Raw genomic sequence first — 18,180 nt, 5'->3', positions numbered from 1 at the left:
AAATTAAATCAAATTTTTAATGTTTTGGGCTTGCCCCCTAAAAAATCGGGGTCGGGCTTTACGCTGCAATCTTTTTGATCGTGCCTCCCAAAAAGGATTTCCACTGCAATCCCTCACGCGGGCTTATCTGCCATTTTTACACAGTTCACCAAATTGGTCAGCTATTTGCTATCTTTAGATTTATGAAAACGCAAGACCATTTTAAATTTTCAACGGGGGTAGTGGCCTACCCCGTTTGTTTTGTGCTTGTTATTTGGTTGGTGTTTTGGTTCGAAGTACGTTTTGGGTATAATTTCAGTAAATATGGGGTTTATCCGCAAACTTTAAAAGGACTACGAGGCATAGTGCTTAGCCCGTTTATCCATGGCAGTATCCAGCATATTTATCATAACACCATTCCGTTGTTTGTGCTATCGGTGGCGCTGTTTTATTTCTATCGCAATATTTCTTGGAAAATTATAATTTATGGCATATTGCTGTCTGGTTTTTTAACGTGGTGTATTGGTCGACCATCGTACCATATTGGGGCTAGCGGACTCATTTATGTTCTGGTAAGTTTCACCTTTTTTAAAGGTGTTTTTGCTAAACATTTTAGGCTTATTGCTTTATCGTTGTTAGTCGTGTTTCTTTACGGAAGTATGATTTGGTACACCATGCCCATTGAGGAAGGTGTTTCGTGGGAAGGTCATTTGGGAGGATTAATAACCGGATTGTTGTTTGCCATTGCTTTTAGAAAGCAAATTGCTAAACCCAAAAAATATGAATGGGAAGAAGACACTTTTAATGAAGATGACGACCCGTTTTTGAAGCATTTTGATGAAGACGGCAACTTTATAGAAGCTCCTTCTAACTTCTCCAAAGGGGAAGAACTTGGTAATGATAATAAGGATAAAATTACTGTAAACTATGTTTTTAAACCGAAGCCCCAAAATTCAGATGAGGTAGGCAAGAATTCCCCCTTTGGGGGTTAGGGAGCTATACGTTGTCTTACCGCTTCGTACAAAAAGGCGCCACAGGCTACCGATACATTTAACGATTCAATATCGCCCAATAAAGGCAGTTTAGCTTTGGAATCTACAACTTTTAAAATTGATGGGTTAATGCCACGACCTTCAGAACCCATAATAATAGCGCTTGGTTCGGTAAATGAAACGTCGAACAATGAATCGTTCGTTTTTTCGGTTGCAGCAATCACTTTAATTCCTGATGCTTGCATGTAAAACACAGCATCTTTAATATGGTCCACTTTACAAATGGGAACTTTAAATACTGCCCCAGCACTGGTTTTTATAGTATCGCCATTAATGGGAGCAGCACCTTTTTTCTGAATGATAATTCCATCGACTCCTGTGCATTCTGCAGTACGTATAATAGCACCAAAATTACGCACATCACTCAATTGGTCCAACAACAAAAACAAGGGTGTTTTTCCAGATTCCGTAACTTGCAAAACCAATTCTTCCATGTCGTAAAATGCGATGGGTGATATTTGCGCCACTGCACCTTGATGGTTGCCTTTGGTAAGTTTGTTCAATTTCTCAATAGGAACATAGGATTTATTAAGAGACGTTTTGTTGATTAACGATTCCAGTTCGCTAAATAAATCGCCCTTTAAGCCTTTTTGAAGAAAGACTTTATCAATGGTCTTTCCTGCATTTATGGCTTCTATGATTGCTCTTATCCCGAAAATTTGAGTTTGGTTTTCCATGGGGTAAAGGTATGAAATGAGGTAGCTCAAAAACAATTTTGGATAAATTCTTTTCAGATTGTATTTGTTTAAAAGTAATACAGGGATTTGGTGTTTGAGGCATTTAATAAATATTTCAACCAAATATTGGGGTTAGCTAAAACATGTAGATAGTGGTTTCCTGTAAATGAAAAATCAGGATTGGTTTTGTGAAGATTGGAAAGAAAAAAGGTCTTCGTTTGAAAGAAGACCTTAATTTTTCTAATTAAGTTGTTTGAAAACTTAAAATAATTGAGTGACTTTTAATGCTCATCTTCTAAATAGCCACTACGTTTATAGCCTTCAATGTGATATATGTTTCCTGGTTCATCCGAAAACTCAGCGTCAAATGAAATTAAATCAGTAGTCATATTGGTGTCACTGGTAAGAGTCCCATTTTTCTCAATTTTTCCATTGGTAATGTTTACTGTTATTTGATAGCCATCAACGTCGCTTGACAAACTTGATCCCTCAAATGTTAAGTTTTCTACGTTAACAGGAACAGCAATATTAAACGCCCAGATATGCTCATGGTCAAATATTCTAATGGCTGAGTTATCATTCGCTGTGTTTGAAGTTGTGATAATTTCATAACCAAGAACAACACTTCCATTTAAAGATGTTTCAACATACCAGTCTCCAGATAATTCAATTACATCTGTTTTTTCAACATTAAAATCTTTATAGCCTTCTTCTGTTTCACATGAAGTGAATAGAGATACAGTAAGTGAAAGCAATATAAGAATGTATTTCAAATGATTTTTCATGGTTTTTTAATTTTAGTCTTTAAGAAAATTACGAGTAAATATGCCACAGCATCCAATAAATGTATTGAGGGTGATATCTCCATCTCCAGATATGATCCCACTGCTTCCTGATACATCACTTGGGTCAGCAACAATATCACCGAAACGGCTTGGTTGTCGTGGTATAACGACTTCGGTGTCAGAAACATGGAATACAAATACAGATATGTTGTTTGTTGGTAAAATATCATCAGCATGGTAAACACCGTCTGCGACTTTAGTTAAAGTCATAATATGAGCAGAGTTAGAATCTCTTGTGTAGCTTCCGCTTAAATCACTTGACTTAACAAAATCTGGATTGTCAACAACAATTATATACCTAAAAGCGGTTCCATCAAAACCATCATCGTTAGTAGCGGCATAATCTAGTTTGTATACACCTGGAGTATTTGTGTTAACCGTGCCGGATGTTGTAAAAGGTAGTTCGTCTGTCCCTGCAATAGCTTTTACTCCAGAGTCAGAGAACGAAGATCCTGTTTGAATGATTGAATATGGTTCATCGATCTCAAAACTAGGAAATTCAGTAATTTGCGACTTAATTGGACTAGCTTCAGAACAAGATGCTAATACAACTAGCAAGCAAATTACAGAAATAAGCCCTATAAATTTATTTTTTATTTTCATTATCTTATTTTTTAAGTTAGAATACTTTAAATTATTTTTGATCCCACCATACCTTCTCTGTTAATGAAGTCTTCTGAGTGATATTAGGGTTTTTTGAGGTTTCTGTGTCAGGATAGAAAAGTGTATTTGGTGTTTGAGTACCTGTTAAAACAGAACCTACTGATGCTACAAAACTACCATTTGTATAATCTTCATCTCCAAGGGCTACAGTTTCAGGGTATTGAGTTCTGTTTGTTTCAAAGAATCCTTCAATATTATTCACATAGGCTAAAGAGATCCACTTCTGAATAATCACTTGCCTTATCGACGTTTCAATATCTGTTGAAGGAACATATTCATAAACTCCTCCTGGGCCAGTTAAAGCATTGGCTAAGCTAGGGTCAAGACCATAAGTTAAAAAAGAGTTCGAAATACCAGCATCATATTTAGCTTTTGCACCAGTACCTCCAGAATATCTAATTAAAGCTTCTGCTTGAAGGAAATTGCTTTCAGAGACAGTCATTAAGTAAACAGGCGTAGTAGCGGTAATGTTTGGTCTTGAAAAATTTGATGCGACTTCAGAAGCATAATTACCGCGATCACCTTGGTCAATCCCTCTAAATATTCCAGGAGTGTCGTCGTTTAATCTGTATATTGCCGCATCTCGCGGGTCGCCATTTGTTAACAAGAATTGAAGTAAAGAATTACTTGCAATATTGTTGACATCACCTAGGCGATCTATTTGAACGTCGTAGAATGGGTTTGCTTTATCTACGGCATCTTCATATAAGGCAAATTTAGCATCGGAGGTAATAAAATTGTCAACTGCTAAAAGTGCAGTTACGGCTGAAGGGTCAGCTTGTGAAGTGTATGCCATTCTAATGTATAACTTCAATTTTAACGTGTTTGCAAATCTTACCCATTCATCCATATCAGCATTATAAATTGCATCTTGCGCACCAACATTTGAGGCAACAGGATTATTATTATATTTGCTTAATGCTGAATCAATTTCTGCTAGCAATCCGGTGTAAATATCTGCTTGAGAATCTGGACTTGGCGTAATGTTTTGATCTCCTAATAATGCTTGCGAATAAGGAATGTCTCCATACAAGTCAGTCAACACTTGAAACGTATAAACCCTTAGTAATGTTGCGATTAAAAATGATCCAGTATCTCCTTCTTCATCCGATTTCTCCATAACAAACTTCAAATCGTTCAAGCAACCCGCCCAAATTTCATTCCATAATCTGTCTGAAAAATCGATATTCATGTTGTATGTATCTATTGAAAGATACTGAGACGCACTAGGGGGCTGTGTATGGTATTGAGCTAAAAAGCCCCCTAAATTTGATAATTGTCCCCCCAATCCGGTAGCCAAAGAACCTTGAGCGGCAGTCAGTACAAAACTTTTGTCAACATTCACTGGGGTGTTTGGGTTTTCATTTATATTCAGATTCTCTTCACATGAAGTAATGAGCACGAAGAAAAAAAGAAGCTTTAAAATATTTTTCATTTTTTTATTTTTTTAATTAAAATTTGGCCTTAAGTATAATTCCTAGACTTCTAGTACTTGGATTGGCACTGAACTCACCAAAAAGACTAGCTAAATCTGTACCAAATGTAGACACCTCAGGGTCAATATATTGATTAGATTCAGGTGTGAACAATAAAAGATTCCGGCCTACAACATTTATTGACAATGATTCAAAAGGGGTCTTTTTAATTATTTTTTTTGAAAAATTGTAACCAAAAGTAACCTCTCTTAACTTAACAAAAGACTTGTCTATAACATCGCCTCTTTCATTAGCGACTGCTCTATAATAATCATCCCAATGTTCAATATCTATTGGTATAGTATTTTCTTCGTAACTTATGTTACCATTACCATCGTCAATTCGAACTACTGAGCCAGGGATAATGTAAGGGTTTCTATCATTAATTGTTGTTGTAATCGAATTACCTGTAAAGCGAGTGTTACTAGCTGTGCGACTAAACATTAAACCTCCTTGTCGAATATCGAATGAAAAGCCGAAAGAAAACCCTTTGTAAGAAAAATTATTAGATATGCCTAATGTGTAGTCATACTGAGTGTCACCATAAACTTCTTTTTCAGGAGCTGCTACTGGAACACCAACAGCGTCAACAACGATGTTTCCATTGGGATCTCTCAAAGGAACGCTTCCCTCTATCAAAGCTATTGGTTGTCCTTCTCTAGCAACCAAGCTTATTGTGCTCAAGCCACCTAGGGCAATTTGTTCTACTCTATCGTCAAGTTTTTCTAATATGGCGTCGTTGGTAGAATAATTAAAAGCCATATCCCAATTAAAACCATCAATATTTTTAAATAGGCCTAAAGTAAGCAAGGCTTCGTACCCTTTATTTGAAATAGTACCAATATTAGCTGTTTGATTTGTAAAACCAGAAGTAGACGCTAAAGGTAAACTCAAAATCTGATCTTCAACAGTAGCGTCGTAATACGCAAAGTCTAGATTAATACGATTCTTTAAAAATGATAATTCAGCACCAATTTCGAATTCTTTTCTCCTTTCAGGCGCTAAGTCTGGGTTACCAGCTCTATTTCCTACCTCAAAAGCATTTAATCCTCCCACAGGGAATAGAAGGTCTCTAAATCCTTGATTGTCATTGTTTCCTGCAACATTTACAGGAGATATTTGGTACGGATCCGTGTCAACTCCAGTTTCTCCATAACCAACTCTTATTTTACCGTAACTAAGTATGTTTTTAATACCTGGAAAAGTTTCGGTCATAACCCATGAGGCATTGGCGCCTCCATAGAGAACTGAACGATTCTCCTCAGGCAAAGTAGAGTACCAATCATTTCTAAGATTTGCTGTAAGAAAAAGCATGTCTTTAAAGGAAAAGGTTGTTGAATTTAAAACACCAAATAATCTTCTTTTAGATATAGTTGAAGCTGCTGCTACTGGACTTGCTGAATTAGATAGAGAGTAAAAATCGGGTATATCCTGTGATGAAACAGTTGCACTAGATCCTAATGTGCTTCTATCATTGTAGTTGAATCCAAATGTTGATGCAATGTTAAAATCTTCGTTTACATCAAAGTTAAGATTTAATAAAATGTCATGGTTAACTTGTTTTACAAAGTTCTGAAACTCACCGTAGAAGCCAGGTTGTTCAGTAGTAGTCCCGTCGTTTGGACTTCCTGGAACAGCGTCAATAATAGCATTCCATACTTTTGTGTAGTCAGAGTAAGAATCAATACCTAATCGGTAAGTTGCACTTAACCAATTATTAATTTCAGCACTTACATCAAATGAACCATAAACTCTTTCTTTTGTATATTTTGCTCCGTCTTCGTTTAGCGTAAAGTATGGATTAGTTATGCCAAAGGGTGTGTAATAATTACTAACATTATTGAACGGGTCATTTTTATAGTCCTTAAACTCAGTAATGTCAAAATCAGTTGGGATCTGCATTAAGTTATTAATAACACTATTCCCTTGGCCTCCTTGAATACCTGAACCTCTGGTCCCCACATAATTTAGGGTACCGCTAAACGTTAGAAAATCTATTTTTGAATTAAACGAAGCAGAAATAGTGTTTCTTTCATTAGAGTCGTTACTGGTTGGATATATACCATCAGCAGTAGTATTATTAAATGCAATTCTGCCTGATGTGCCACCCGAACCTCCTGAAATCGCCAAGTTGGTTACGTAAGATGTGCCAATATCAAAAAAGTTTCTCCATTGATCTTTTTGAAAAGCATACCGCTTTATTTTCTGGGAGTTGTTAACGACATTACCCCAAACGAGAACTTCATTGTTGAATCTAGGTCCCCAAGAACCATTTTCATTTAAGAAATGCTGTCCATCCCATCCTTGACCAAATTGAGTTTGGTAATTAGGAGCTCTCAAGAGATCTGTAAACGTTGCTTGAGTAGAAAACTCAATACTTAGCTTGTCCGATGCCCCTTTCTTAGTAGTAATAATTACAACACCGTTTGCTGCTCTAGAACCGTAAAGAGCTGTACTTGAAGCACCCTTTAAAATCGAGATTGATTCGATATTTTCAGGGTTTATGTCTCCAGCTCCATTTCCGAAATCATATGAGCGATTTAATCCGTCAACAGATGAATTGGTATTGGTTTCACTTGATGTTGAACCGTTATTAACCGGAACGCCATCAATAATATACAAAGGTTGGTTACTTCCACTAAGAGTACTAAAACCTCTAATAATAACTCCAGATGAAGCTCCAGGGTCAGTACTTGCATTTGAAATAACCACACCAGCAACCTTGCCTTTAATAGCATCCGAAATGTTTGTTTGAGCTCCTTCGTTTAAGGATTCACTGTCCAGAGTTGTAATTGCAGAACCAAGAGATTTCTTCTCTCTTTTAATCCCCAAAGCAGTTACAACAACTTCTTCTAAAGCAGCTGCATCTTCAATCATGGTGACATTAATCGTGTTCGATGCTCCAACAGTTTTTTCTTGAGTGGCATAGCCCACAAAACTGAACACCAAGGTAGCGCCTTGGGGTGCAGAGATAGAGTATTTGCCATCAAAATCTGAAGATGTACCTGTTGTAGTACCTTTAATTAAGACAGTTGCTCCAGGGAGTGGTAGGCCAGAGCCATCCAAAACTGTACCTGAAATTGTCTTTTCTTGTGCAAAAGTTAATTGCACAACAAACGCTAGTAATAGCGTTAAAATTCCACTAAACTTTGTTTTCATTTTGTAATTATTTGAATTAGTCAACGTCAAAAATCCTAAAATAAAGTTAATTAAACAATAATTTCCCGTTAAAATTTGTGCTAGGCTCACAAAATGATTGTGGTTTTTTTAGTGAAAAAGGCCGTTTTAAAAACATATTTTAAAATAGTTTTGAGTTTGTTGTGAATTTTATGATTTGATAATCACTAAGTTATGCGTGCATAGTTTCGGCGGTTGTGGGTCTGAATTAAGGCTGTTGAGTTTGAGGAAAAATTTTACTTTATTGAGGCGGTTTTAAAAAAATGCCGTTAAACTGAGGTGGACTTTGGAGTCGGAAAGTTTAAAGTTGGTGTTTTCATTTTTGCCGTTAGCATAATTCAGTTTAAATAAGCCAGCTTTGGTGAGTAGCCCGAATCCGAAACCAAATCCAAAAAGTTTTTGTTGAACGGAAGTGATTTTGTTGTCAAAGTACGCTGCGTCGAAAATAGTGTGTATGTAAACCGTATTGGCCAATTGGTAACGGTACTCGGTGTTGATTAAGCCGAACAATGACGCGAAAAGGCTGTTTTCTTCAAAGCCTCTAATTGAATTGATGCCGCCAAAACGAAAGAGCTCATTTTCAAAATAACTGTCCGATTGTAAATAAGCCCCAGTCGTTCTCAAGTATATAGAATTTTTAGTGTTAAGGTTGAATATGTTTGAGGCGTTCAAGCTTAGCAGTGTTTGTTTTTCGGAGTCTGATTCCGTTTTTCTTTTGCCTATCCCTATTTCGATGTTGAAATGTGATTTTATAGGAAATAATACGTTGGAAGCTTGCAGATTGTTGTATTGGTGTGAAATTGTGAAAAAATTAGAGTCGTAGTCTCGAAGGGTTGGAGAGTTGGTGGATTGTAAATAACTGGATTCTGTTGAAGTTATTCCTAGATCAATGTGGTGTTTGGCGTTTATTTGGTAATTTATTTTGGCGGTTTGGTTGGTGGTTGTGAATGATGAGTCTTTTTTGAAAATACGTAATGCAAATTCTATTCCTATGGGGGAATTAAAAACATAGGGCATCGTAACGTTGCTTTCAAATGTTTTTTGGTCGTTTTCGTCACTTTTGTATAATAGCCTAAAGGACTCGCCAAAATTTAAATTGTTGGTCAGGTTTAGGCTTAGGTAGCCGTCAAATTCTAATTTATTGCTGTCTTCATTGGTGCCAAAACCTAAAAATCCGTCAAAAGCGTTGCTCGTAGTTTTTTCTGTGTAGACATATAATATGGTCGAGTCTTTTGAAAATAGTACTTCGGGTGACCTGAGTTCTTTTGCGAAATTCAGATTTGCCAATTGTTCGGTTTTATTTTTTATGGCGGTTAAATCAAAAACCTGCCCGGGTTTGATTTTTAAATAGTGTTTTAAAAAGCTTTTCGGGAATTTTTCGTAACCCCTTAAAACAATGTTGTCAATGGAACGTGGCTTTTTGGCGGAACGGATTATGAGTTGAGCTTGTATCGTGGAGTCGTTTTTTATTTTGATATCCGATAAGTTCAATTTTGAAAAAGGTAGTCCGTTTTCTGAAATTTTTTGGTTGATGCGATTCAGTGCTTTTTCAACTTGATTAAAGGGTGTTTCAAAATAGCCATCAAATATTTCGTTTGAAATGGGTTTGATTGTCGATGCATTCAATGTTTCGTTGTCATAATAAATACGAATGCTATTGAATTTCCTTTTTAAAGCGATTTTCACTGAAAATGTGGAGTCGTTTATTTTTTCAATGCCGTAAGCTTCATTTTCAATATAGCCCAGTTCATAAAGTGTTTGCTGTGTGTTGTTTACTTCGGTAGTTAAAGACTTAAAATCGACATGCCGTTTTTGGTAATTAAGGGAATCTACTGTCTTGGTTTCGTCGCTTTTTGCACCTTTTATGTTAAGCCATAAATTTTGTCCGAAACTCTTCGGAGGAAAAATAATATACATAAAAAGGAGTAAAAAGGTGAACTTTTTCACGAAATACAAGGTGGGTTTTTAATGTAAATCTAACGGAAAATTTTGCCGATTGATATAGCGAATGTTATTATTTTTAAATTCAACTGAAAATTAATGATTTAGGATTTGAATTATTCATTTTAATTTCTACCTTTGCAGCCCTCTAAATAGAGGTTAATAAAATTTATATTAAAATTTATGCCAACAATTTCGCAATTAGTAAGAAAAGGAAGAGCCAAAATAACCAAGAAGAGTAAATCGGCTGCTTTGGATTCTTGTCCGCAAAGACGTGGTGTATGTACTCGTGTTTACACAACAACCCCTAAAAAACCTAACTCAGCAATGCGTAAGGTGGCAAGGGTGCGTTTAACAAATGGAAACGAGGTTAACGCATACATTGGCGGTGAAGGACATAATTTACAAGAGCACTCGATAGTATTGGTTAGAGGCGGAAGGGTAAAAGATTTACCAGGTGTTAGATATCACATTGTGCGTGGCGCGCTTGATACCGCAGGTGTTAACGGCCGTACGCAACGTCGATCTAAGTATGGTGCAAAACGCCCTAAAAAGTAATTAAAACTTTAAGAAGAAGACATGAGAAAAAGAGCAGCAAAAAAGAGACCGCTTTTACCGGATCCACGTTTTAACGACCAGTTAGTAACGCGTTTCGTTAACATGATGATGTGGGATGGTAAAAAGTCTGTAGCTTTTAAAGTATTCTACGATGCTATTGATATTGTAGATTCAAAGAAAACTGACGAAGAAAAAACAGCTTTAGAGCTTTGGAAAGATGCCCTTTCTAATGTGATGCCTCACGTAGAAGTACGTAGCCGTCGTGTTGGTGGTGCAACATTCCAGATCCCGATGCAAATTCGTCCAGATAGAAAAGTTTCAACTGCCATGAAGTGGTTGATTGGCTATGCAAGAAAACGTAACGAAAAATCTATGGCGTTGCGTTTGGCTTCAGAAATTTTAGCAGCAGCTAAAGAAGAAGGAGCAGCAGTTAAGAAACGTGTAGATACTCATAAAATGGCAGAAGCCAATAAAGCATTCTCACACTTTAGATTCTAATAAAACATGGCAAGAGATTTAAAATATACAAGAAATATAGGTATTGCAGCTCATATTGATGCTGGTAAAACAACAACTACAGAGCGTATACTTTATTATACTGGTGTTAGTCATAAAATTGGTGAGGTGCACGATGGTGCTGCAACCATGGACTGGATGGAGCAAGAGCAAGAGCGTGGTATTACCATTACTTCTGCAGCTACAACTTGTACTTGGAAGTTCCCTATGGAAAACGCGCAGCCGTTACCAGATACCAAAGACTATCACTTTAATATTATCGATACTCCGGGCCACGTGGATTTTACCGTAGAGGTGAACCGTTCTTTACGTGTGTTGGATGGTTTAGTATTCTTGTTTAGTGCGGTTGATGGTGTAGAGCCACAATCTGAAACTAACTGGAGACTTGCTGATAACTACAAAGTGCCACGTATTGGTTTCGTAAACAAAATGGACCGTCAAGGTTCTAACTTCTTGGCAGTATGTCAGCAAGTTAAAGATATGTTGAAATCTAACGCTGTGCCAATTGTGTTGAATATTGGTGATGAGGCAGATTTTAAAGGTATCGTAGATTTAGTAAAAAACAGAGCTGTAGTTTGGCATGACGAAACTCAAGGGGCTACCTTTGATGTTGTTGAGATTCCAGACGATATGAAGGAAGAAGCTCGTAAGTACCGTGCGCTTTTAATTGAAGAAGTTGCGACTTACGACGAAAACCTTCTTGAGAAGTTCATGGAAGATGAGGATTCAATCACAGAAGACGAAGTGCACGCTGCACTTAGAGCTGCTGTAATGGATATGGCTATCATTCCAATGATTTGTGGTTCTTCATTTAAAAACAAAGGGGTGCAGTTCTTATTGGATGCTGTATGTCGTTACTTGCCTTCTCCATTAGATAGAGATAACATTGTAGGTACAAACCCAGATACTGGCGCAGAGGAAACTCGTAAGCCAGATGCAAATGCGCCATTTTCTGCATTGGCATTTAAAATTGCTACCGATCCTTTCGTTGGTCGTTTAGCATTCTTCCGTGCGTATTCTGGTCATTTAGATGCTGGTTCTTACGTAATGAACAACCGTTCAGGTAAAAAAGAGCGTATCTCTCGTATTTACCAAATGCACTCTAACAAGCAAAACGCTATCGAGTTTATCGAAGCTGGTGATATTGGTGCAGCAGTTGGATTTAAAGATATCAAAACTGGTGATACTTTATCAGATGAAAAGCATCCTATTGTTTTGGAATCAATGGAATTCCCTGATCCAGTAATTGGTATCGCGGTAGAGCCTAAAACAAAGGCAGACGTTGATAAATTGGGTATGGCTTTGGCTAAATTGGCAGAAGAAGATCCAACATTTACAGCAAGAACAGACGAAGCTTCCGGACAGACTATTATTTCTGGAATGGGTGAGCTTCACTTAGATATTATTGTTGACCGTCTTAAGCGTGAGTTCAAGGTAGAGGTTAACCAAGGTCAGCCTCAAGTAGAGTACAAAGAAGCCATTACACAACGTGCAGAGCACAGAGAGGTTTACAAAAAGCAATCTGGTGGTCGTGGTAAATTCGCCGATATTGTATTTACTATTGAGCCTGCTGACGAAGGTAAGGATGGATTAGAGTTTATTTCTGAGATTAAAGGTGGTAACGTTCCTAAAGAATTTATCCCTTCAATTGAAAAAGGTTTCCAAATGGCTATGGTAAATGGTCCGTTGGCAGGTTATGAAGTAGATTCTATGAAAGTAACTTTAACTGATGGTTCTTACCACGATGTGGATTCTGATCAGTTGTCTTTCGAATTAGCTGCAAAACTAGGTTTTAAAGCTGCTGCAAAAGCTGCTAAAGCCGTAATTATGGAGCCTATGATGAAATTGGAGGTTATTACTCCAGAAGAAAACATGGGTGATATTGTAGGTGATTTGAACAGAAGAAGAGGTCAAGTAAGTGACATGAGCGACAGAGCTGGAGCAAAAGCCGTTAAAGCTATTGTACCGTTGTCAGAAATGTTCGGTTATGTAACTACATTAAGAACACTATCATCTGGTCGTGCAACGTCAACTATGGAATTTTCACATTACGCTGAAACACCTTCAAATATTTCTGAAGAAGTGATTAAGGCAGCTAAAGGTGTTGAAGCTTAAAATCTAAGAAAATGAGTCAAAAAATCAGAATAAAATTAAAATCTTACGATCACAACTTGGTTGATAAATCGGCCGATAAGATTGTAAAAACAGTAAAAAGTACTGGTGCTGTTGTAACTGGACCAATTCCTTTACCAACACACAAAAAAATCTTTACTGTATTACGTTCTCCACACGTAAACAAGAAGTCAAGAGAGCAATTCCAATTATCTTCTTATAAAAGATTAATGGATATCTACTCTTCATCATCAAAAACAATTGATGCCTTGATGAAGCTTGAGTTGCCAAGTGGTGTTGAAGTAGAGATTAAGGTTTAAGTATAAACCGGCTGCCTCGTGTAGCCAAGTACATGTCCCACCGATGCGGTCGCGGGAAAAACGGAAAAATACATTTCAGGGACGGAAGGTATTTTGTCCCTGAAGTTTTTTAAATAAGTAACAAATAAATTAATAATTAAATTATGTCTGGGTTAATTGGAAAAAAAATCGGTATGACCAGCATCTTTGATGAAAACGGGAAAAACATTCCTTGTACAGTAATCGAAGCAGGTCCATGTATCGTTACCCAAGTCAGAACTGAAGAGGTTGACGGCTACGAAGCTGTTCAATTAGGTTTCGATGACGCGACAGAAAAAAGCGCTACAAAGGCAGACATCGGTCATGCTAAAAAAGCGGGTACTTCTGTAAAGCGTAAAATCGTTGAGTTCAAAGGTTTTGATGAGGAGTACAAATTAGGAGATTCTATCACTGTAGATCACTTTGTTGAAGGTGAATTTGTTGATGTGTCTGGTATTTCAAAAGGAAAAGGATTCCAAGGTGTTGTAAAGCGTCATGGTTTCGGTGGTGTAGGTCAAGCTACCCACGGTCAGCACAACCGTTTAAGAGCGCCAGGTTCTATTGGAGCCGCTTCTTATCCTGCTAGAGTATTCAAAGGCATGAAAATGGCCGGAAGAATGGGTGGTGAAAAAGTGAAAGTTGAAAATTTAAGAGTATTGAAAGTAGTTGCTGAAAAGAACTTACTTGTTGTAAAAGGTTGTGTGCCTGGACACAAAAACTCTTATGTAATTATTAGAAAGTAATGAAAGTAGCAGTTTTAGATATAAACGGAAAAGACACAGGTAGAAAGGCAGACCTTTCTAAAGATGTGTTTGCTATTGAGCCTAATAATCACGCCGTATATTTGGATGTTAAACAATATTTAGCAAACCAACGTCAAGGTACTCACAAATCGAAAGAAAGAGGAGAAATTGCCGGAAGTACGCGTAAAATTAAGAAGCAAAAAGGTACTGGTACAGCTCGTGCTGGTAGCATCAAGTCTGGAGTATTTAAAGGTGGTGGACGTATGTTTGGTCCAAGACCAAGAAACTATAGCTTCAAGCTTAACAAAAACCTTAAGCGTTTAGCACGTAAATCTGCATTAAGTATTAAGGCCGGAGAGCAATCAATTACAGTTTTAGAAGACTTTAATTTTGATGCTCCAAAAACCAAAAACTTTACTGCGGTACTGAAAGCCTTAGAGTTAGACAACAAAAAGTCTTTGTTTGTGTTGGGTGGGTCAAATAATAACGTATATTTGTCGTCGCGCAATTTAAAAGGTTCTGAAGTGATAACAGCTTCAGAATTAAGTACTTACAAGATTATGAATGCTAATCAAGTAGTGCTTTTAGAAGGTGCAATTGAAGGAATTGAAACAAACTTAAGTAAATAAGAAACAGATGAGTATCTTAATTAAACCTATAATCACAGAAAAAGCGACAGCTGATAGTGAGTTAAAAAACTGCTATTGGTTCTCAGTGAACACAAAGGCGAACAAGGTAGAAATCAAAAAAGCGGTTGAAGCTGCTTATGGTGTTTCTGTTGAAAAAGTTCGTACTATAAATGTCCGTCCAGATAGAAGAACCCGTTACACAAAAACAGGTCTTCAACATGGTAAAACAAATGCTGTTAAAAAGGCAATTGTACAACTGGCGGAAGGTGAAATGATTGATTTATACAGTAACATGTAATTAGACAACAATGTCAGTAAGAAAATTAAAACCAATCACACCAGGACAGCGTTTTAGAGTAGTAAATGGGTATGACGCCATAACTACTGATAAGCCGGAAAAGAGCTTGCTCGTTCCGAATAAAAGGTCTGGTGGTAGAAACAGTCAAGGAAAAATGACCATGCGCTACATAGGTGGTGGTCATAAGAAGAAGTATCGTATTATCGATTTTAAAAGAGACAAAGCAGGAATTCCTGCCGAAGTAAAATCGATAGAATACGATCCAAACAGAACAGCTTTTATCGCTTTGGTAAACTACCAAGATGGCGAAAAGAGATATGTAATTGCTCAAAACGGATTGCAAGTAGGGCAAAACATTGTGTCTGGTAAGGAAGGCGTAGCACCAGAAATTGGTAACGCTATGCCATTAAGTGAAATTCCATTAGGAACCATTATTTCTTGTGTAGAATTACGTCCAGGACAAGGCGCTGTTATGGCACGTAGTGCTGGTGCTTTTGCACAATTAATGGCAAGAGACGGTAAGTTTGCTACTATAAAATTGCCTTCAGGTGAAACCAGAATGATTCTTGGAACTTGTATGGCTACTATCGGAGTTGTATCTAACTCAGATCACCAATTAATAGTAGGTGGTAAAGCAGGTAGAACAAGATGGTTAGGTAGAAGACCGCGAACTAGACCGGTGGTAATGAACCCGATTGATCACCCAATGGGTGGTGGTGAAGGACGTTCTTCAGGAGGTCACCCACGTTCAAGAAACGGTGTTCCAGCTAAAGGTTATAGAACACGTTCTAAAACAAAAGCGAGTAATAAGTATATTGTAGAACGTAGAAAGAAATAAGACATGGCAAGATCATTAAAAAAAGGACCTTACGTTCATTATAAATTAGAAAAGAAAGTTGCCGCTAATGTTGAGGCTAACAAAAAAACAGTAATCAAAACTTGGTCTCGTGCTAGTATGATTACTCCAGATTTCGTTGGACAAACAATAGCAGTGCATAATGGCCGTCAATTTGTTCCAGTTTACGTAACTGAAAACATGGTAGGTCATAAATTAGGAGAATTTTCACCAACACGTTCATTCCGTGGGCATGCCGGTGCTAAAAATAAAGGTAAAAAGTAGTAAGCTATGGGAAGTCGTAAAAAACAAATGGCAGACGCTATTAAGGAAGGTAAAAAGCAAGTGGCTTTTGCAAAACTTAATAATTGTCCTACATCACCAAGAAAAATGCGCTTAGTAGCCGATTTAGTAAGAGGTGAAAAGGTAGAGAAAGCACTTAATATCTTAAAGTTCAACCAAAAGGAAGCTTCAGCTCGTTTAGAGAAGTTGTTATTGTCGGCTATCGCTAACTGGCAAGCAAAAAATGAAGATGCCGATGTTGAATCTGCAGAATTATTTGTAAAGGAGATTAGAGTTGACGGAGGATCTATGTTAAAAAGATTGCGTCCAGCACCTCAAGGTCGTGCACACAGAATTAGAAAACGTTCTAACCACGTAACATTGGTGGTTGGTGCTAACAATAACACACAAGCTTAATAAAGAGTATGGGACAAAAAACAAATCCAATCGGAAATCGCTTAGGAATTATCAGAGGATGGGAATCTAACTGGTACGGAGGAAACGATTATGGCGATAAACTTGCCGAAGACGATAAGATTAGAAAATACGTTCACGCGCGTCTTTCTAAAGCTAGTGTAAGTAGAGTAATTATTGAAAGAACTTTAAAGCTTGTAACCGTTACTATCACTACGGCACGCCCAGGTATCATTATTGGTAAGGGAGGTCAAGAGGTAGACAAGTTGAAAGAGGAGCTTAAGAAAATTACCGGAAAAGAAGTTCAGATTAACATCTTTGAAATTAAAAGACCTGAACTGGATGCATTTTTAGTAGCATCAAGTATTGCCCGTCAAATTGAGAACAGAATCTCTTACCGTCGTGCAATCAAAATGGCTATCGCTGCTACAATGCGTATGAATGCTGAAGGAATAAAAATCCAGATCAGTGGTCGTTTAAATGGTGCTGAAATGGCACGTAGCGAGCACTACAAAGAAGGACGTATTCCTTTATCGACCTTTAGAGCCGATATTGACTATGCTTTAGTTGAGGCACACACTACTTACGGTAGGTTGGGTGTTAAAGTATGGATCATGAAAGGTGAAGTATACGGTAAAAGAGAGCTTTCTCCGCTTGTTGGATTGTCCAAAAAGCAAGGAAAAGGTGGAGCCGGACGTGGCGGAAACAAAGGGCCTCGTCGTAGAAAGTAATTTTTTATAAAGTAAAGAAAAATGTTACAGCCTAAAAGAACAAAATTTCGTAAGCAGCAAAAAGGACGCATGAAAGGTAATGCCGGTAGAGGCAACCAACTTTCAAGCGGAACTTTTGGAATAAAAGCATTAGACTCAGTATTTATAACATCTCGTCAAATTGAAGCAGCACGTATAGCCGCTACACGTTACATGAAAAGAGAAGGGCAACTTTGGATCAAAATATTTCCAGACAAGCCTATCACAAAAAAGCCTCTTGAAGTACGTATGGGTAAAGGTAAAGGTGCCGTTGAGCTTTGGGTAGCTGTTGTAAAGCCAGGAAGAGTGCTTTTTGAAGTAGGTGGTGTGCCATTAGACGTAGCTAAAGAAGCATTGCGTCTAGCCGCACAAAAACTACCGGTAAAAACTAAGTTTATAATTGCTAGAGATTACGAAGCATAATTGATTTGATATTATGAAACAATCAGAAATTAAAGAATTATCTGTAGCTGAGTTACAAGAAAAGCTTAGTGAAACTAAAAAGAGTTATTCAGACCTAAAATTGGCTCATGCAATTTCTCCTTTAGAAAATCCAATTCAATTGCGTAACCTACGCCGTAGCGTTGCCAGAATTGCGACGGAATTAACTAAAAGAGATTCACAATAATTCTGCTTAAAATGGAAACAAGAAAGTTAAGAAAAGAACGTATAGGAGTTGTTACAAGTAACAAAATGCAGAAATCTATTGTGGTTTCTGAGGTGAAAAAAGTAAAGCACCCTATGTATGGTAAGTTCGTGTTGAAAACAAAAAAATATGTTGCACACGACGAGAAAAATGACTGCAACGAAGGAGATACTGTAAGGATCATGGAAACACGACCTTTAAGTAAATCTAAATGTTGGAGATTAGTTGAAATAATTGAAAGAGCGAAGTAA

Annotated in this window: 21 protein-coding genes; 15 read left to right on the top strand and 6 right to left on the bottom strand. The window is 37.4% G+C overall.

Features of this window, described 5'->3' with window-relative positions:
- Window positions 1-182 precede the first annotated feature (182 nt).
- Entirely contained in the window at window positions 183-971 is a 789-nt protein-coding gene (locus ABI125_15540) for a rhomboid family intramembrane serine protease (protein XCF06120.1), read from the top strand.
- Here ABI125_15540 and rlmB read toward each other — a convergent pair.
- The 6 genes from rlmB to ABI125_15510 all read right to left on the bottom strand — a co-directional run bounded on the left by rlmB (window position 968) and on the right by ABI125_15510 (window position 9,785).
- Window positions 968-1,708, bottom strand: coding sequence for a 23S rRNA (guanosine(2251)-2'-O)-methyltransferase RlmB (gene rlmB / locus ABI125_15535; GenBank protein ID XCF06119.1), 741 nt, complete (start codon window positions 1,706-1,708; stop codon window positions 968-970). The two genes, ABI125_15540 and rlmB, sit on opposite strands and share 4 nt — an antisense overlap.
- Before the next feature lie 281 nt (window positions 1,709-1,989).
- Window positions 1,990-2,493 carry a lipid-binding protein gene (locus ABI125_15530; GenBank protein ID XCF06118.1) on the bottom strand — a complete coding sequence of 168 codons (504 nt, stop codon included), beginning with the start codon at window positions 2,491-2,493 and terminating at the stop codon, window positions 1,990-1,992.
- Between the two features lie 12 nt (window positions 2,494-2,505).
- Window positions 2,506-3,156, bottom strand: coding sequence for an immunoglobulin-like domain-containing protein (locus tag ABI125_15525; GenBank protein ID XCF06117.1), 651 nt, complete (start codon window positions 3,154-3,156; stop codon window positions 2,506-2,508).
- Between the two features lie 31 nt (window positions 3,157-3,187).
- Window positions 3,188-4,651, bottom strand: coding sequence for a SusD/RagB family nutrient-binding outer membrane lipoprotein (locus tag ABI125_15520; GenBank protein XCF06116.1), 1,464 nt, complete (start codon window positions 4,649-4,651; stop codon window positions 3,188-3,190).
- Window positions 4,652-4,667: 16 nt separating this feature from the next.
- Window positions 4,668-7,850, bottom strand: a complete 3,183-nt coding sequence (locus ABI125_15515; GenBank protein XCF06115.1) for a SusC/RagA family TonB-linked outer membrane protein — start codon at window positions 7,848-7,850, stop codon at window positions 4,668-4,670.
- A gap of 273 nt (window positions 7,851-8,123) precedes the next feature.
- A complete protein-coding gene (locus ABI125_15510; protein ID XCF06114.1) occupies window positions 8,124-9,785 on the bottom strand; it encodes a POTRA domain-containing protein in 1,662 nt (553 codons plus the stop codon).
- Window positions 9,786-9,992: 207 nt separating this feature from the next.
- On the opposite strand from ABI125_15510, the gene rpsL reads away from it, so the two are divergent.
- The 14 genes from rpsL to rpsQ all read left to right on the top strand — a co-directional run bounded on the left by rpsL (window position 9,993) and on the right by rpsQ (window position 18,180).
- A complete protein-coding gene (gene rpsL / locus ABI125_15505) occupies window positions 9,993-10,367 on the top strand; it encodes a 30S ribosomal protein S12 (protein ID XCF06113.1) in 375 nt (124 codons plus the stop codon).
- 21 nt (window positions 10,368-10,388) lie between these two features.
- A complete protein-coding gene (rpsG, locus tag ABI125_15500) occupies window positions 10,389-10,865 on the top strand; it encodes a 30S ribosomal protein S7 (protein ID XCF06112.1) in 477 nt (158 codons plus the stop codon).
- 6 nt (window positions 10,866-10,871) lie between these two features.
- Window positions 10,872-12,998 carry an elongation factor G gene (gene fusA, locus ABI125_15495; protein XCF06111.1) on the top strand — a complete coding sequence of 709 codons (2,127 nt, stop codon included), beginning with the start codon at window positions 10,872-10,874 and terminating at the stop codon, window positions 12,996-12,998.
- A gap of 11 nt (window positions 12,999-13,009) precedes the next feature.
- The gene (rpsJ, locus tag ABI125_15490) at window positions 13,010-13,315 is read left to right on the top strand and encodes a 30S ribosomal protein S10 (protein XCF06110.1); all 306 of its coding nucleotides are present in this window, start codon (window positions 13,010-13,012) and stop codon (window positions 13,313-13,315) included.
- Between the two features lie 143 nt (window positions 13,316-13,458).
- The gene (gene rplC, locus ABI125_15485; protein XCF06109.1) at window positions 13,459-14,076 is read left to right on the top strand and encodes a 50S ribosomal protein L3; all 618 of its coding nucleotides are present in this window, start codon (window positions 13,459-13,461) and stop codon (window positions 14,074-14,076) included.
- A complete protein-coding gene (rplD, locus tag ABI125_15480; protein XCF06108.1) occupies window positions 14,076-14,705 on the top strand; it encodes a 50S ribosomal protein L4 in 630 nt (209 codons plus the stop codon). Before rplC ends, rplD begins: the two co-directional genes overlap by 1 nt.
- A gap of 7 nt (window positions 14,706-14,712) precedes the next feature.
- Complete coding sequence (gene rplW, locus ABI125_15475) at window positions 14,713-15,003, top strand: 50S ribosomal protein L23 (GenBank protein XCF06107.1); 291 nt, start codon at window positions 14,713-14,715, stop codon at window positions 15,001-15,003.
- Window positions 15,004-15,013: 10 nt separating this feature from the next.
- Entirely contained in the window at window positions 15,014-15,841 is an 828-nt protein-coding gene (gene rplB, locus ABI125_15470) for a 50S ribosomal protein L2 (protein XCF06106.1), read from the top strand.
- A gap of 3 nt (window positions 15,842-15,844) precedes the next feature.
- A complete protein-coding gene (rpsS, locus tag ABI125_15465; GenBank protein ID XCF06105.1) occupies window positions 15,845-16,123 on the top strand; it encodes a 30S ribosomal protein S19 in 279 nt (92 codons plus the stop codon).
- 6 nt (window positions 16,124-16,129) lie between these two features.
- Window positions 16,130-16,537, top strand: a complete 408-nt coding sequence (gene rplV, locus ABI125_15460; protein XCF06104.1) for a 50S ribosomal protein L22 — start codon at window positions 16,130-16,132, stop codon at window positions 16,535-16,537.
- An 8-nt stretch (window positions 16,538-16,545) separates the two neighbouring features.
- Entirely contained in the window at window positions 16,546-17,265 is a 720-nt protein-coding gene (rpsC, locus tag ABI125_15455; GenBank protein XCF06103.1) for a 30S ribosomal protein S3, read from the top strand.
- A gap of 21 nt (window positions 17,266-17,286) precedes the next feature.
- Window positions 17,287-17,706: a 50S ribosomal protein L16 gene (rplP, locus tag ABI125_15450; protein XCF06102.1), complete on the top strand. Its 420-nt coding sequence runs from the start codon at window positions 17,287-17,289 to the stop codon at window positions 17,704-17,706.
- 13 nt (window positions 17,707-17,719) lie between these two features.
- Window positions 17,720-17,911: a 50S ribosomal protein L29 gene (gene rpmC / locus ABI125_15445; protein XCF06101.1), complete on the top strand. Its 192-nt coding sequence runs from the start codon at window positions 17,720-17,722 to the stop codon at window positions 17,909-17,911.
- A gap of 11 nt (window positions 17,912-17,922) precedes the next feature.
- Window positions 17,923-18,180, top strand: coding sequence for a 30S ribosomal protein S17 (gene rpsQ / locus ABI125_15440; GenBank protein ID XCF06100.1), 258 nt, complete (start codon window positions 17,923-17,925; stop codon window positions 18,178-18,180).

This window comes from Tamlana crocina (assembly GCA_040429635.1).
Lineage (GTDB): Bacteria > Bacteroidota > Bacteroidia > Flavobacteriales > Flavobacteriaceae > Flavisericum > Flavisericum crocinum.
The sequence above is the reverse complement of the archived record's forward strand: the minus strand, read 5'-3'. Positions and strand labels throughout refer to the sequence as shown.